The sequence below is a fragment of the Psychrobacter urativorans genome (genome assembly GCF_904846695.1).
Taxonomy (GTDB): Bacteria; Pseudomonadota; Gammaproteobacteria; order Pseudomonadales; family Moraxellaceae; genus Psychrobacter; species Psychrobacter urativorans.
Genome location: NZ_CAJHBR010000010.1, coordinates 96,540 through 111,893 on the forward strand (window position 1 = coordinate 96,540; position 15,354 = coordinate 111,893).

General features: G+C 42.1%; 14 protein-coding genes. 4 read left to right on the forward strand and 10 right to left on the reverse strand.

Annotated elements, in window-relative coordinates; translation table 11 throughout:
- Positions 1-47: 47 nt before the first annotated feature.
- A complete protein-coding gene (gene lon, locus JMY09_RS08445) occupies positions 48-2,582 on the reverse strand; it encodes an endopeptidase La (protein WP_227677239.1) in 2,535 nt (844 codons plus the stop codon).
- A gap of 419 nt (positions 2,583-3,001) precedes the next feature.
- On the opposite strand from lon, the gene JMY09_RS08450 reads away from it, so the two are divergent.
- Complete coding sequence (locus tag JMY09_RS08450) at positions 3,002-4,375, forward strand: Na+/H+ antiporter family protein (protein ID WP_201623156.1); 1,374 nt, start codon at positions 3,002-3,004, stop codon at positions 4,373-4,375.
- A 213-nt stretch (positions 4,376-4,588) separates the two neighbouring features.
- Here JMY09_RS08450 and JMY09_RS08455 read toward each other — a convergent pair whose 3' ends face one another.
- Entirely contained in the window at positions 4,589-4,864 is a 276-nt protein-coding gene (locus JMY09_RS08455) for a hypothetical protein (RefSeq protein ID WP_201623157.1), read from the reverse strand.
- Positions 4,861-5,646: a 5-formyltetrahydrofolate cyclo-ligase gene (locus tag JMY09_RS08460; RefSeq protein WP_227677240.1), complete on the reverse strand. Its 786-nt coding sequence runs from the start codon at positions 5,644-5,646 to the stop codon at positions 4,861-4,863. The genes JMY09_RS08455 and JMY09_RS08460 overlap by 4 nt, the downstream gene beginning before the upstream one ends.
- A gap of 158 nt (positions 5,647-5,804) precedes the next feature.
- On the opposite strand from JMY09_RS08460, the gene fumC reads away from it, so the two are divergent.
- Both fumC and JMY09_RS08470 read left to right on the forward strand, forming a co-directional pair.
- A complete protein-coding gene (gene fumC / locus JMY09_RS08465) occupies positions 5,805-7,208 on the forward strand; it encodes a class II fumarate hydratase (RefSeq protein ID WP_201623158.1) in 1,404 nt (467 codons plus the stop codon).
- 208 nt (positions 7,209-7,416) lie between these two features.
- Positions 7,417-7,944, forward strand: a complete 528-nt coding sequence (locus JMY09_RS08470; RefSeq protein ID WP_201623159.1) for a peroxiredoxin — start codon at positions 7,417-7,419, stop codon at positions 7,942-7,944.
- 325 nt (positions 7,945-8,269) lie between these two features.
- On the opposite strand, the gene JMY09_RS08475 is transcribed toward JMY09_RS08470, so the two are convergent.
- Genes JMY09_RS08475 through JMY09_RS08485 form a run of 3 tightly spaced genes read right to left on the reverse strand, consistent with a single transcriptional unit; the run spans position 8,270 to position 9,554 of the window.
- On the reverse strand, positions 8,270-8,560 hold the full coding sequence (locus JMY09_RS08475; RefSeq protein ID WP_201623160.1) for a hypothetical protein: 291 nt from the start codon (positions 8,558-8,560) through the stop codon (positions 8,270-8,272).
- A gap of 17 nt (positions 8,561-8,577) precedes the next feature.
- Positions 8,578-9,069, reverse strand: a complete 492-nt coding sequence (locus JMY09_RS08480; RefSeq protein WP_201623161.1) for a helix-turn-helix domain-containing protein — start codon at positions 9,067-9,069, stop codon at positions 8,578-8,580.
- Positions 9,066-9,554 (reverse strand): hypothetical protein, encoded by a 489-nt coding sequence (locus JMY09_RS08485; RefSeq protein WP_201623162.1) that lies wholly within the window; start codon positions 9,552-9,554, stop codon positions 9,066-9,068. The genes JMY09_RS08480 and JMY09_RS08485 overlap by 4 nt, the downstream gene beginning before the upstream one ends.
- Positions 9,555-9,896: 342 nt before the next feature.
- Between JMY09_RS08485 and JMY09_RS08490 the strand changes: the two genes are divergently transcribed.
- Positions 9,897-10,196, forward strand: coding sequence for a HigA family addiction module antitoxin (locus JMY09_RS08490; RefSeq protein ID WP_201623163.1), 300 nt, complete (start codon positions 9,897-9,899; stop codon positions 10,194-10,196).
- A gap of 151 nt (positions 10,197-10,347) precedes the next feature.
- Here JMY09_RS08490 and JMY09_RS08495 read toward each other — a convergent pair whose 3' ends face one another.
- From JMY09_RS08495 to JMY09_RS08510, 4 genes are all read right to left on the reverse strand, one after another.
- A complete protein-coding gene (locus JMY09_RS08495) occupies positions 10,348-11,145 on the reverse strand; it encodes a MipA/OmpV family protein (protein WP_201623164.1) in 798 nt (265 codons plus the stop codon).
- 48 nt (positions 11,146-11,193) lie between these two features.
- Positions 11,194-12,267: a rhomboid family intramembrane serine protease gene (locus tag JMY09_RS08500; RefSeq protein WP_201623165.1), complete on the reverse strand. Its 1,074-nt coding sequence runs from the start codon at positions 12,265-12,267 to the stop codon at positions 11,194-11,196.
- A gap of 81 nt (positions 12,268-12,348) precedes the next feature.
- Positions 12,349-13,557, reverse strand: coding sequence for an alpha-hydroxy acid oxidase (locus tag JMY09_RS08505; protein WP_201623166.1), 1,209 nt, complete (start codon positions 13,555-13,557; stop codon positions 12,349-12,351).
- A gap of 207 nt (positions 13,558-13,764) precedes the next feature.
- Positions 13,765-15,270: an L-lactate permease gene (locus tag JMY09_RS08510; RefSeq protein ID WP_227677241.1), complete on the reverse strand. Its 1,506-nt coding sequence runs from the start codon at positions 15,268-15,270 to the stop codon at positions 13,765-13,767.
- Between the last annotated feature and the right edge of the window lie 84 nt (positions 15,271-15,354).

The following is a 15,354-nucleotide window of genomic DNA, read 5'->3' on the forward strand; positions in this document are numbered from 1 at the left end:
TGATAGTGAGCGGCTTTTTAGCTTATGATTTTTTAAAGCTACTGCTATTAGCTATGTAGTGCTTTACTGGTAGCTTTATCTACCGTCACTTTAGCTGGCTTAAGCGGTTTGGGCATGCTAACTAATGCCGCTTTTAATACTTCATCAATCGTTGCTACAGGCTGAATGGTCAGGCCTGCTTTGACGTTATCAGGAATATCTTCCAAGTCGCGCTCGTTAGTTGCTGGAATCAACACGTGCTTGATACCACCACGATGCGCAGCTAATAGCTTCTCTTTAAGACCACCGATACGTAAGATCTTACCACGCAAAGTAATCTCACCTGTCATAGCAATATCAGGACGGATAGGAATGCCTGTAATAGCCGATACTAGAGCTGTAGTAAGAGCCCCACCAGCAGATGGACCATCTTTTGGCGTCGCACCCTCTGGCATATGAACGTGGATATCAGTGGTTTTAAAGGTCTCATAATCGATACCTAAGCTATCACCGCGAGCACGAACCACACTCATAGCAGCACGGATGGATTCTTTCATCACATCCCCTAAAGAGCCGGTAAATATAAGCTCGCCTTTACCTTTCATCGCAGCGGCTTCAATGGTCAGCAACTCACCACCGACACTCGTCCAAGCCAGTCCAGTAACACGGCCAACTTCAGGCTCTTCTTCAGCAAGACCAAAGTCATACTGATGCACACCAAGGTAATCATCAATGTTGTTATCATCAACGACGATCAGCTTACGCTCATCTTTTTTCGGTGCACGGGCGCCATGACTCTCAACCGAGCTACGCACTACTTTACGACAGATTTTATTAACTTCACGCTCAAGGTTACGTACGCCGGCTTCACGTGTATAGCGCTGAACGATGCTATGCAATGCTGCTTCTACAATCTCAATCTCGCCTTCTTTGAGACCGTTTTGCTTAATAGCTTTAGGCACTAGATACTTTTGAGCGATATTGACTTTTTCTTCTTCGGTATAACCTGGCAGACGGATGACTTCCATACGGTCAAGAAGTGCTGCTGGAATATCCATACTGTTGGCCGTACAAATAAACATCACTTGTGATAAGTCTAAGTCCATATCTAAATAATGGTCATTAAACTTGTCGTTCTGTGAAGGATCTAATACTTCTAGCAATGCTGATGCTGGATCACCACGGAAGTCTTGTGCCATCTTATCGACTTCATCTAATAAGAATAGCGGGTTTTTGACTTCTACCTTAGCTAGCGATTGCACGATTTTACCCGGCATAGCACCGATATAAGTACGACGATGACCACGGATTTCAGCTTCATCACGCACGCCGCCCAAAGCCATACGCACAAACTTGCGACCAGTAGCACGAGCGATTGACTCGCCTAATGAAGTTTTACCAACCCCTGGAGGGCCGACAAGACAAAGAATCGGACCACGGAGCTTTTTCACTCGTGACTGTACGGCTAAATACTCTAAGATACGATCTTTGACATCTTTTAGACCATAATGATCTTCATCTAGCACCGTTTTAGCTTTTTCTAAATTGATAGAGACTTTACTAGTGGCATTCCACGGCGTGTCTAAAATCCATTCGATATAGTTACGTACTACTGAGGATTCACTCGATGCTGGCGGCATCATCTTCAGCTTTTTCAGCTCTTGATCGGCTTTTTTGCGTACATCTTCTGGTAAGTCCGCATCTTCTAAACGTTTTTCTAGATCACTAACGTCATCTTCGCTATCAAACGCTCCGTCATTCATATCTGAAAGCTCATTTTTAATAGCTTTCATTTTCTCATTTAAAAAGTACTCGCGCTGATTGTCTTCCATTTGCTGACGTACAGCATCTTGGATATCTTGTTCGATATTTTGTTCAGCGCTTTGTTTGACTAAGTACTCAGTTAAAGTATTGATATGAGTCTTGATATCGTTGTTCTCTAAGAAAGACTGTTTGACGTCTAAGTCCATCGATACGCGGGTAGAGATGAAATACACTAGCTCAAGCAAGTCATCGATACGCTTAGCCACGCGAGTCAGCTCGCGAGCATTACGCAAACGCGCATCCGCATAACTCTCAAACAGGCTAGTCAAAGCTTTGATGGTGTTTTTCTGTTGGCTGTCATCCATTTCTATATCGACATCAGCCTGCTCAAAAGTAGCCATCAAAATATCATCGTGCTCTTCTATACTATCGACGCGCGCACGATACTGACCTTCGATCAATACCTTAATGCAGTCTTCATCGCTGTCATGTGGCATAGTGCTGACGATGCGGCAAACCGTACCATATTGATAGAGATTATCTTGATCAATATCTTCAGTAAGCGAATCTTTTTGGGCGACTACTAATACTTTATTACCATATTCTGCTTGTGCTAACTCAACTGCTTTGACCGATGGTGCGCGACCAACGAACAGCGCAATCTGCATATGTGGATAAACCACTACATCACGCAGGGCCAGCAAAGGCAAATAATTTTCTACTGGCGCCGTTGTAGGATCATCTAGCTGGTCTTCTTGCACAGCCTCTTGCTTATCATCTTCTACAGTAGTCGACACATCGATATCAATGTTGTCTTTATCAATAGTATAGTCAGTCATTTGTTTTATTTCCTTGTTAACCAGACTTGTTCAGTCAAGTTGGGTTCATGTTTAGATAAATGGTGTCCCCATAAAAAATTGCAAGGCTTGTTAAACTACTAACCTCAAAATAGTGCAGGTCATTACTGTGTGCTGCCTAGCTGGTTCTATAAATGGGCTTTGAGAGAAAAATAAGGTAAAATAACGCCCGTCATAAATCAGTGACTAAACAAAAAAGTAGATAATCCAATAAGCTATAGTCTATTGAAAACAAAAAAGTGTCATTCATAACTATGACCATGAATTGTTCTAGCGACTGTGGTTGTATTACAGCCACGGCGCTGGCCTCAAAGAGCTTGAAAAATCATCTTCACAGGACAATTTCACTATTTTTTTTCGATTGAATCGATTATAGCCGTCAAAAAGCAAGGGGCAAGAACATGACCATCAATGCGGTACTACTAGCAGTCGTTATTATGCTAGGGCTATCATTAGCGCGAGTACACGTGGTATTGAGTTTGATCATCGGCGCGATGGCTGGCGGCTTGATAGCAGGTCTTGGGGTGACTGATACCCTAAATGCCTTTCAAGAAGGTATCCGTAATGGAGCCCAAATTGCGTTATCTTATGCGCTACTGGGGGCCTTTGCGGTAGCGATTGCTCATTCAGGGCTGCCACAGTCGCTGGCAGGCTCAGTTATCAAGCGTATTGATGCTGGCGGTACTAGTGGCATGATTAAGTATATGCTATTCGCCGGTCTAGTGATGATGAGCTGCTTTAGCCAAAACTTAATCCCTATTCATATTGCCTTTATCCCCTTATTAGTACCACCGCTATTACTAGCTTTTAACCGCATGCATATTGATAGACGACTGATTGCTTGTCTAATCACCTTTGGCTTAGTCACTACTTATATGTTTATCCCTTATGGGTTTGGCGATATCTATCTTAACCAGATTATGCTCAAAAACGTTGGTGAAGCTGGGATTGACGTTAGTAATATTTCAGTGACCAAAGCGATGGCTATTCCAGCGCTAGGTATGTTTACTGGTCTGCTGGTTGCCGTATTTATAAGCTACCGTAAACCCCGCGAGTATCAGCAGCTAGCAGTTGATAAACAAGCTCATGATGCGATAAACAACGCAGTAGTAGAGGGCGATGCCCTAAGTACAACAGCCGCTGCGGCACAAGCACAAAGCAAGTTAAAAACGTTAGTAGCGCTAGCAGCGATTGTCACAGCCTTTGTGGTGCAGCTGTATACCGATTCGTTGCTACTCGGTTCGATGTTTGGCTTCGGGGTATTCATGGCCACTGGGGTGGTTAAATGGCGAGATGCGGATACGGTGTTTAATGATGGTATCAAGCTGATGGCGATGATTGGCTTTATTATGATCACCGCGCAAGGCTTCGCTGAAGTCATGAAAGCTACTGAGCAGATTCAGCCGTTAGTCGATGGTGCTACTTCATTATTTGCTGGTAACAAAGCGGTAGCCGCTTTTGTTATGTTAGCGCTTGGTCTTATTGTGACTATGGGTATTGGCTCCTCGTTCTCGACTATTCCTATATTAGCCGCTATTTATGTGCCGCTATGTATCTCGCTGGGCTTTTCACCGCTAGCTACGGTGGCCATCGTTGGTACCGCAGGAGCATTGGGTGATGCCGGTTCGCCAGCGTCAGACTCAACTCTTGGACCGACCTCTGGTCTTAACGTCGATGGTCAGCATGACCATATTAGAGACAGCGTAGTGCCAACCTTCCTACATTATAATATTCCATTATTAGCGTTTGGTTGGATCGCAGCGATGGTGTTGTAGGTGTTATAAGTTTTGCGGTGCAAGGTTCAGTACCGTTTTGCGTAGGCTGGGTTTTAACCCAGCACATCATTATGCAAAATCGTTATTTGAAATGTTGATAAGTAGACTACAAAATAGGTTGAAGCCGTTGCATAGGGTGGGCGGTGTGAAGCAAAAATAGAGTTACGATTAACTATCGGTGCATGGAACGCACCCTACAAAGTGTTCAATTTGTTAATGGTTATCCTTGTCAGAGTCCTGATCAAAATCCTCAATCTCAACAGTTAAGCTATGCAAAAAATCATCACTCTGCGCCAGTAACTTAGCCAAGCGCTGCTCATTAATAACGCCCGCTAACTCAGCAGAACTAAATGACTGTTCTTGACTGTAGTACAACTGCTCACGAGCACTATCATGGCCTTGTAGTGCTTGCAAATACTGGGTCACGTTATCAGCGCTAGAGCTTAAATTAACATCCTTCTTATCATCACTTTTTGAGTCATTTGTCATCGAAACCACCTTATACCACTTGGCGTTATTAGGCCATCTAACGGCACGTCCCAAGATTGCCTGACTAGCTGCTCGACTACTTGAAAGTCATAGCACCAGCCTATTTTTAATGGTTTCTTATAACCGGACTGATAGCTTTTGCTCAGCGTCGTATCATAAAAGCCACCGCCCATCCCCATTCGATTACCTTGAGTATCGACCGCAGTCAATGGACAGACTATCAAGTCCAGTTCACTGGCCCATAGCAGACGACGATGATGGTTTTGTTTCATACCTAAACTATGGATACGAGTTGGGACGTTTATTAACTTGTTATGATAAATCGGTACAAAACGCAGTCGCTTATCATTGTGACCAAGCGAGCCGACCACAGGCAAATAAGGCTGATAGTTTAAACGTAAACACCAGTCCAATAGCGGCTGAGTTGGCAGCTCACCAAAGCCATCATAGTATAAGCCGATTTGCGCATTGGCAGGCAAGCGCTGCTGTAGTTTGATTAAATGCAGGCTGGCATCACGCGCGAAATGCTGTCGTTGATTGGTGGTTAATAGCCGACGCTGGCGAGTGAAATGTCTTCGAGGTGGGTGGGTTAAGGTATTTGCGCAATCATTCTGCTGGACGCTATTGATAGAGCCACTATCATTATCAGTGATAGCGATTATCATATTTTCAGCCACATTTGAATTAAGGTCAAGTCTAGGGCTTGCTGGGTTATCAGCTACCCCTTTAATTTCAGCGCTTTGGCTGGACTTTCTGGTTATCGATATTTGCTTATTAGACATCCAAGCCCCTTATACTCATTAACTAGTGGTCTTGAGGAAATTTATGATAAGTCATGCTATCATAATGACGCTTTACATCCTATTTTCCTTTTTGTGCAGCGGGTGTTGCACTTTATACCGTCAAACCATCCACTAACGAATTATCGAAGAGGGCAGTTATGTCGACACAGAATCAGGCAACGCGTACTGAAAAAGATACTATGGGCAACGTAGAAGTGCCCGTTGATGCCTATTGGGGCGCGCAAACCCAACGTAGCCGTGAGAACTTTAAAATCGGTGGCGAGACTTTGCCACGTGCGATGATAGAAGCGATGGCGCTAGTTAAGAAAGCTGCGGCGATTACTAATGCTAGCCTTGAGCGTATTGATACTGATAAGCGTGATTTGATTATCCAAGCTGCTGACGAAGTCATTAACGGTGGCCTGCAAGATCAGTTCCCGTTAGTTGTTTGGCAGACCGGCTCTGGTACGCAGTCAAACATGAACATGAACGAAGTATTGGCTAACCGTGCTAACGAAATCGCTGGTTCTGAGCGTGGTAGCTATCAGCCTATCCACCCTAACGATCACGTCAACCATGCACAATCAACCAATGACAGTTTCCCAACGGCTATTCGTGTCGCTGCAGCTCGTCAAATCAATAGCTTATTGATTCCAGCTATTAAGTCATTACGCGATACTTTAGATCATAAAGCCAAAGAATTCGATAGCATTGTGAAGATTGGTCGTACCCATTTACAAGATGCTACGCCTTTAACTTTAGGCCAAGAGTTTAGCGGCTATGTCAGCCAGTTGGATCACTCGCTAATTCGTGTTGATAATGCTTTACAAGGCTTATATGAATTGCCATTAGGCGGTACAGCGGTCGGTACTGGTCTTAACGCGCATCCTGACTATGCGGTAAAAGCCGCTGAGCAATTAGCCACATTGACTAACTTGCCTTTTGTTACCTCACCGAATAAGTTTGAAGCTTTAGCTGCTCGTGATGCAGAAGTATTCGCTTCTGGTGCGCTGAAGACTTTAGCCGCTAGTCTCAATAAAATTGCTAATGATGTACGTTGGTTAGCCTCTGGTCCTCGTTGTGGTCTTGGCGAGTTAACTATCCCTGAAAACGAGCCAGGCTCTTCTATCATGCCAGGCAAAGTCAACCCAACTCAGTCAGAAGCTATGACTATGGTGGTGGCGCAAGTGATGGGTAATGATACCGTTATCAATATGGCCGGCGCATCGGGCAACTTTGAGTTGAACGTTTTTAAACCAGTAATCGCTTATAACTTATTGCAGTCTATCCAGCTATTAGGCGATGCTTGCAACAGCTTTAACGATAATTGTGCAGTTGGTATTGAGCCAGTAAAAGACAAAATCGATGATTTCTTGCATAACTCATTGATGCTAGTTACGGCGCTTAACCGTCATGTCGGCTATGAAAACGCTGCTAAAATCGCTAAGACAGCTTATAAAGAAAACAAAACTCTTAAGCAAGTAGCCGTTGAGCTAGAGCTGCTAACTGAAGCTCAGTTCGATGAGTGGGTGACGCCTGCGGATATGGTGCATCCTTCTTAATCTAAAGTTTTTTTGGCTTAATAAAGAGACCTTGTCGCCCTTTATATCAGGATGTGGCAAGGTCTTTTTTTGGTTGATATTTTTAAAGCGAGTTTTATATATTATATAGTGGATATAAGCTCAAAGATTGCTTATGGATTACTATAGCTATTATCATACACATGCAAAATTTTGAAAAAAAAGACAATAACCTAAATCGGAGTAAATAATGATTACCCATGTACCTAATATGACCTTCAAAACTCGTGTTCGTGATGACTCTATTGGAGGAGACAACCCATTCACTTGGTATGATCTAACCACAGATGAGTTATTTGCCAATAAAAAAGTGGTTGTATTTTCGCTACCAGGGGCCTTTACGCCAACGTGTTCAACCAGCCATCTCCCTCGTTATGAAGAACTTTATAATGAGTTTAAGGCGTTAGGCATAGATGAAATAGTTTGTATTTCTGTCAATGATGCCTTTGTCATGTACCAATGGGGCCTCAAGCAAAACCGCGAAAATGTTTTCTTACTGCCTGATGGCAATGGTGAGTTCACTCGTAAAATGGGTATGCTGGTTGATAAGAGTAATCTTGGCTTTGGTATGCGCTCATGGCGCTATTCGATGCTTGTCGACAATAAAGCAATTAAAAAAGTGTTTAAGGAAGATGATTTTGGCGACAACTGCCCAATAGACCCGTTTGAAGTATCAGATGCAGACACTATGTTAGCGTATTTGAAAAGTAATGCTTAGATTTTATTGAGTCTGTAGCTTGGGTGGTAACCCACGAATTTATAAACCTACTTAATAAAAAGACCCTGTCATGTTATATGGCAAGGTCTTTTTTTTGGTCTTAAATTTTGGAGCTAATCCTGCTTTTCGCTTATATCTTGCCTGTCCACTGGGGCGGTGGCTAAGGCGAGAGGCGTTCCAACATTCGAGCGACCACCACTAGCCAAGCCCCCGCAACCCAGTGATCAGACAAGGATAACCGCTGCAATCAGGGCTAAACTGCACTCTAGACTATCAATAAATTGTAAATTAGACGTGACTTGCGACACCCAATATAATAGCTGACTTAATCTTTTTCCAGCTGCTCGATAATTCCTTTTAAATCATTAACTAGCTGTTCTTTAAAACTATCTTCTTCCAAATCACGATATAAAGCTGGTATAGCATTTAGTAAACTAGGAGTTGGAATTCTAAGGCTTAATTCAATAGCTATGTCTTTAGTATCAAGTCCATTAACACTACCAAATTCTAATCTAGATATAGTAGGACCTAGTGCAAATCGGACTAAGTGTTCACAGAAAAGATTTTGGTGGCTTACTGAATAAGCTACACTTTGAGAGCCTTCATTTTTCTTCATAACTTTTATCCTTTGTATCAATAAACTTCGATTAACAATGATTTAGTCTCAAATTTATTAAAATCTTCACTAATTAAAGTTTGAACCTGATAACTTTTAGAGTCACTGTGTATACTCTTAAATCTATGTATATCCATAGGTATGTCTATCATTTTCACTTCTATTTCATTTAAGAAATGTATTAACAGATTATCTTCCCATGGCTGTAAGCTGCGGTGTTCATTAATCTTATGAAAGTGAATGTCAAAATCATAATCTAGTGCTACTGCGAGCTCAACCATTGTTTTGATAGTAAGGTTTTGAGAGCCGTTCAATACTTTTGATATTCTACTAGGTTTCCAAGCTAATTTTTCTGCTAATTCAACACGACTTACACCAGAATGATGAATCAATGCGCAAAAATTAGAAGCAATGGATGTTTTTTTGATATCAACTGGATCTTCTTCACTAAAATCAAAAAGGTCACAAAAAAAATCTTCTGGATCTTGTATGCTAATTATTTCGTTCATGGGATTATCCTTAGTGCAAATGTTTGAGTGTTATCAGTTATCACTTGTTCTGCTAACAACTTCAAAGAACTCTTTTCTTTTTTCTTTAGCGTATCATCGTTTTTTACGAATAGCCTTAAGAGTATTAAACGTTTTTTAGGTGGTAAGTAAACGAAGCATAGCCGTAGTTCACCTTGTCTAATACGCCAAATTTTTTCTTCATTACCATCTATTTTAATTGTTAAAATAGGGTGGCATTCTTTATCATTATAAAATATATTTAGTGGTTTGCCTGACTCACAATTTTGACCAAGAACTCTCATCATATTTTTATATTTACTTTTGTAAGTTTTTTCAAGACTAATTGCATCATTATAGATATAGCAAGTTCGCAAATCTGAAGATGAGCACAATAAGTAAACATGCCACGAATTCTCGGTGACTACAAAAGTATATGTAGATTTAGGGTGACCAGTTACTTCAAAATGTTTATAGTGTAGTGACATAGTATATTAACTTATATGTTAACTTGGAATACTTTGGTTACAAATAATTATAATTAGCGAACAACTGATTGTAAGCTTTATGTATTTACTTCTATCCAAATTAATTACGATATTATCACAATTATTAAATGACTTATGAAGCCTTATAACTAGATTAATTAGGAAATACACATAGTAGAGCAATATATAGAGTAAATTACACTATTGTTAACATAACCTACAGCATGATTAAAACTTATTGAATGCCTAATTACTATGAGATACTTATCTCATCGTTGCGCAGGGCGACACCATACATCACTTTTTAGGTTTACAAACCGCTAAGATTGAAGAGAGAATACGATGATTAACAATGGTATGCGTCCCATTCACCCTGGTGAAGTACTACGAGAAGATTTTCTTGTACCGCTCGATATGAGCGCTAATGCATTGGCAATAAAGCTTGGCGTAACACCTGCACGCATTAGTGAGATTATACGTGAGAAGAGAGGAGTTTCAGCAGATACCGCGCTCAGATTAGCTAAGTATTTTGGTGGTAGCGCGCAGTTTTGGTTAAACATGCAATCTACTTACGAGTTGCGGTTGATTGAAACAGATAATTTAGAGTTTTTAGACGATATTGAACCTATTGAGTATGCTTAGTTATAGTTTAGTCGAATAGCTTTTTGATGCGCAAGGCAAACCCTATAATCGAAATAATCTGTTTTATTTAATCGAAACATACCCAAAAAAAAGCTGGGCTAAAAGCCCAGCCTACGCCAAATACTAAAATTTAGCTTTTAAGCTGATATTGCTAAAACTTATAAAGCAACCCAAGGGTAGAAGTTGCGTCTACACGCGAGTCAACCATCGGGCTGTCGTATTGCTCATTGGCTAAGTAGCTTACGCTTTGATTAGCAAATCCTGCCCATTTATCACTAAAGTCGTAGTTAGCGCTGACGTTGATATAAGGGTTTAAACTACTATTAGACTCGTAAGCATCAACGCCTGTACGTGCTGACTCTTCGTTACTAACCCCGTAGTAATAATTATTATAATCCGCATCATGGTATTCAAAACCAAAGCTTGGATAGACAGTTAGCTTGTTCTTGCTAACTTTACCAATATAAGATAAACGACCAGTATTGCCACCACTACGATCTAAGATATCAGCAGCATATTGGGCACGGAAGCCACCAACAGGAGTAAGACGCTGATAGCTTAAGCCGGCCGCTGCTGATAATTTACGCTCATCAAGACCCGATAGCGCCCCACTAGCATCATCAGGATCGAATGAATTACCATCGAGTTGTGCATAAGCTGATAGCTGATTGGTACCATCATTGATTAAGTACGCACCAGCTTGAGCACCGCGCGCATAAAATCTATTATTATCATAAAAAACCCCCGGCAATACTCGTACTTGATTCTTATCAGTATCATAAGCACTGTTGGTATATAAAACATTTATGCCAACGCTTAACTCAGCGTCTGGATCAGTAGGTATGTTTTTAAACAAGGCAGCATTTGCCATACCGGCTGTAGCTAGCAAAGTAACGGCGGCGGTTGATGCCAATACAGTGCGGGTATTAATAATAGATAGTTTAGACATAGTCGGATCTCATAAGCGATGAAGAATAAGGTGAAGCTGAGCACTACTTTATTGAGCAGCTAATACTTTTAATATTTGATTATGAATATCTAGCCACCACCAGCTAAAGCCTATAGCTATAATTATCATAATAATCCAAGGCAGTAGTTGCCAAAGCATAGCGGGTTTTGCTGCTAGCACTGCAGCATAGCTATTCGTGATCTGAGGGTCATCACTGGCATCAGAATGAACATCAGCACCAATATTGCTATTCAAATCAGCTGGGTCAAAGGCTTGGTTTATATTAGTATTATCAGCTAAGTTTACAGGGTTATTGACATTATTATTGGTATAAATGCGCCGGTCAACTGTATAACTTTGATTGGTATTATCGAGGTGTGCTGAGTCTTTATTGAAATGACTGCTATCAGTACTGTTAACAGCTGGCTCAGTAGAGTACATAGTGGAAGGCGGCTCAGTGCGATAGACCGCTACTGGTATAGCTGCTAGATGAGCTTTGAGACGCTGACGATAAGCGATACCGAAGCCTAAAGCCATAATGGCACCAGTGATAGCGCCACCAATATGACCTGCATTATCGATACCAGGTACTGCAAAGCCGTAGACTAGGTTGATACCCATGACCAGCACTAAGCTTTTTAAATTGAGCACCATGTTATTGACTGATATCTTAAACAAGGCTGCCATTAGCAGCGCTGCACCAATACCCATAATGCCACCAGAAGCGCCAGCAGATAATCCGGGCTGCCCTGTACCGTCTAAAATGCTCAACCAAGTCATCTGATTGTTGAGCAAGTTACCCCCTATCACTGCCAATAAAAACAGCGCTAGAAACTTGCTTGAACCAAACATCGGCTCCGCAACCTGTCCGAAGAAGTACATGGCAAAACCATTGAAGAGTAGATGCATCAAGCCAATGTGTAAAAATCCACTACTCACTAAGCGCCAAGGCTGATCGCCCATGCTAAAAGGCAACGCATTGGCGCCCCAGTATAATAAAGCTTCAGTCGTTGGACTATTGGCATCGACACCAGTTAACACTTGTAGGATATACAGACAGATAAAGCTGATTAGCAATAGAGTCGTTAACGGTGCCGTTTTAAATAATTGCTTGATAGTCATAGTGCTAAATATCAGTTAAAAGTTATAGGTAGAGTATAAAAGATATCTGCATTATAAACAAAATTACTGCTGTTATCGATGCTACCAGCGCATAGGGGCGACATAAGGTAGCGATGTTTTGAGCTGCTCAAACGAGCCTCTGACTAAGATGTCGTCGGTGACCTGATTGATATCAGTATGACCACAAAAAGCCATCGTAGTATCACACTCCTTATAAATCAGCTCAAGTGCTCGGCGTACCCCATCTTCACCATAAGCGCCGAGGCCATATAAGAACGCTCGCCCAATCATAGTACCGTTAGCGCCTAAGGCCATAGCCTTGAGCACATCTTGCCCAGAGCGAATACCGCTATCGAGCCAAATCTCAATCTGACTACTCTCCGCACGTACCGCTTGCACAATATCACTAAGCGCAGCGATAGAGGAGGGAGCCCCATCTAATTGACGACCACCATGATTAGAAACTACTAGCGCATCGGCACCACTGCGAGCGGCTAATACGGCATCTTCAGGCTCCATAATACCTTTGATAATCAGCTTGCCACCCCACATATCTTTGATACGCGCCACATCGTCCCAGCTCAGTGCTGGATCAAATTGCTCCGCTGTCCATGCCGACAACGATGAAATATCCTCGACGTTTTTTGCATGACCAACGATATTACCAAAAGTGCGTCTTTTGGTGCCCAGCATATTTAGACACCATTCAGGCTTAGTCATTAGATTTAAGATGTTAGCAAGGGTTGGCTTTGGTGGCGCAGACAGACCGTTTTTGATGTCTTTGTGGCGTTGACCAAGCACTTGTAAGTCAGCAGTGAGGATCAGGGCAGAGCAGTTGGCAGCTTTAGCCCGTCGAATCAGGTTAGCGATAAAATCCTGATCACGCATCATATAGAGCTGAAACCAAAACGGCGCACTAGTGTTTTCTGCTACATCTTCAATAGAGCAAATACTCATGGTCGATAGTGAAAATGGCACACCAAACTTTTCGGCAGCACGCGCTGCATGAATCTCACCATCCGCCCACATCATCCCGGTAAAACCAGTCGGTGCTATGGCTACTGGCATACTAACTGGCGTACCTAGCATTTCAGTGGCCAGCGAACGTCCTTCCATATTAACTAATACCCGCTGGCGCAGCTTGATACGATCAAAGTCGGTTTCGTTATTGCGATAAGTAGTTTCGGTCCATGAGCCTGAATCGACATAATCATAAAACATCCGAGGAATCTTGCGCTCTGCTACGCGGCGTAAGTCTTCAATCTCAGTAATTTTGCTTAAGTTTTTCATGGGTTTTTCCTTATTTACCAAACAAACAGCTTAATGAGTGCCTAGTGCTAATAGCTGTTTAACTATAAAGCTGACGCTACCACAACTATCATGGTAGCGTCAGCTCGAATACTTCTAAGGGTCTACTAACTATTTATGATCTGCCAGTTATTAATAATCAATAATTAATAATTAACTAATAATTGACCAATAGGTAGGTGATATAGGTTAACTATCTACTGTGGACTGCACCTTTTTTTTACCAGTCATGGCCATTAGTCCAAAGAATACTATTGGCCAAATCACTGCTAAGATCCACCATATTATATTACCAAAGATAATACCCATGCCAATTAATCCTGCTTGAATGACGTAATAGGTCATCGCCAGCAAGGTTTTGCGAATAACGTAGCCTTCTTTATCCATGAGTCCCACTACTGCGCAAGCGGCGACCACGTTATGCACGGCAATCATATTACCAGCTGCTCCGCCTACGGCTTGTAGAGCGACCACTTGGGCGGCAAGATTAGTATCGAAGCCAATTTGGCTGGCAGTAGACCATTGAAAGTAAGAGAACATCATATTACTAACCGTATTCGAGCCTGCAATAAAGGCACCCATTGCCCCAATCCACGGCGCTACTAATGGCCATGCATTTTGGAAAGCACCAGCGGCACTTTCAGCCAATAGTATCGGCATAGCTGGTAGGGCATTAACCACATCAGCTGCTGAACCAGAGTTAATAAATACTTGTACCATAGGCACAGAAAGCAGTAGGGCTGGTGCAGCGTCAACCATAGTTCTGGCTGAATTGCTCCAACTACGTTTTACTGCTTGCGCATTCATCTTGAATAATAAAATACATAGTAATGAGCTGATAATTAAAATAGTACCCGGAGAGTAGGCCAGCTGTATTTTACTAGATATGGTGGTACCAAATAGATTGCTAAATTCGATGGTAGTCATATCACCAGTTAAGAACGCTTTTAGCGGCGCTACTACTCTCGTTATAATTAATAAACCGATAACCACCAGATAAGGAGAAAACGCTCTGACCAAAGAAAACTTCGGGGCAATAGTGTCATCGTACTTTTCTTCAGGCAACGAGCCTAACCAGTCTTTGTCCCATTTAGCACGTGGCGCAAAATGAAAAATCTCTTTAGGCATCAAAAATCCACGTTTTGCGGCAGGCAATACGATCATTAAGCCGATAAAACCACCAACGAGTGACGGAAACTCTGGGCCTAGATATTTGGCTACTAAGAAGTAAGGAATAGTAAAGCTAAGGCCGGCAAAAATAGCAAAAGGCCAGACCTTCAACCCTTCAACAAAAGAGCGTTTCTCACCAAAGAATCGGGTCAAGAAAGCCACTAGGATTAGCGGAATTAAAAAGCCTACTACCGCATGAATAAGACCGATATTAGCGGTGATTTGTAATAGATAGTTTTCTGGAGATAGCGGAGCAATAGCTTGAGTAATATCTTCTTTATCATTGATTCCTGTCCATACCCCAAGTAATACTGGAGTACCTACCGCGCCAAATGATACTGGCGTCGATTGAATAATAAGCACAGCCATAACGCAGGCCATCGCCGGAAACCCTAAGGCGAGCAGTAGCGGTGCCCCAATAGCAGAGGGAGTACCGAATCCCGATGAGCCTTCGACCATTGAACAAAATAGCCAAGCGACAATAGACCTCTTGCAAAAGTAGCAGAGAATTTTATAATAACTCATACAATCACAATTGGTTAGGACCATGCCAAACATAGACAAGCTACTTAAACAAAGTGATGCTGGTTTTAAACGTTACACAGGCAT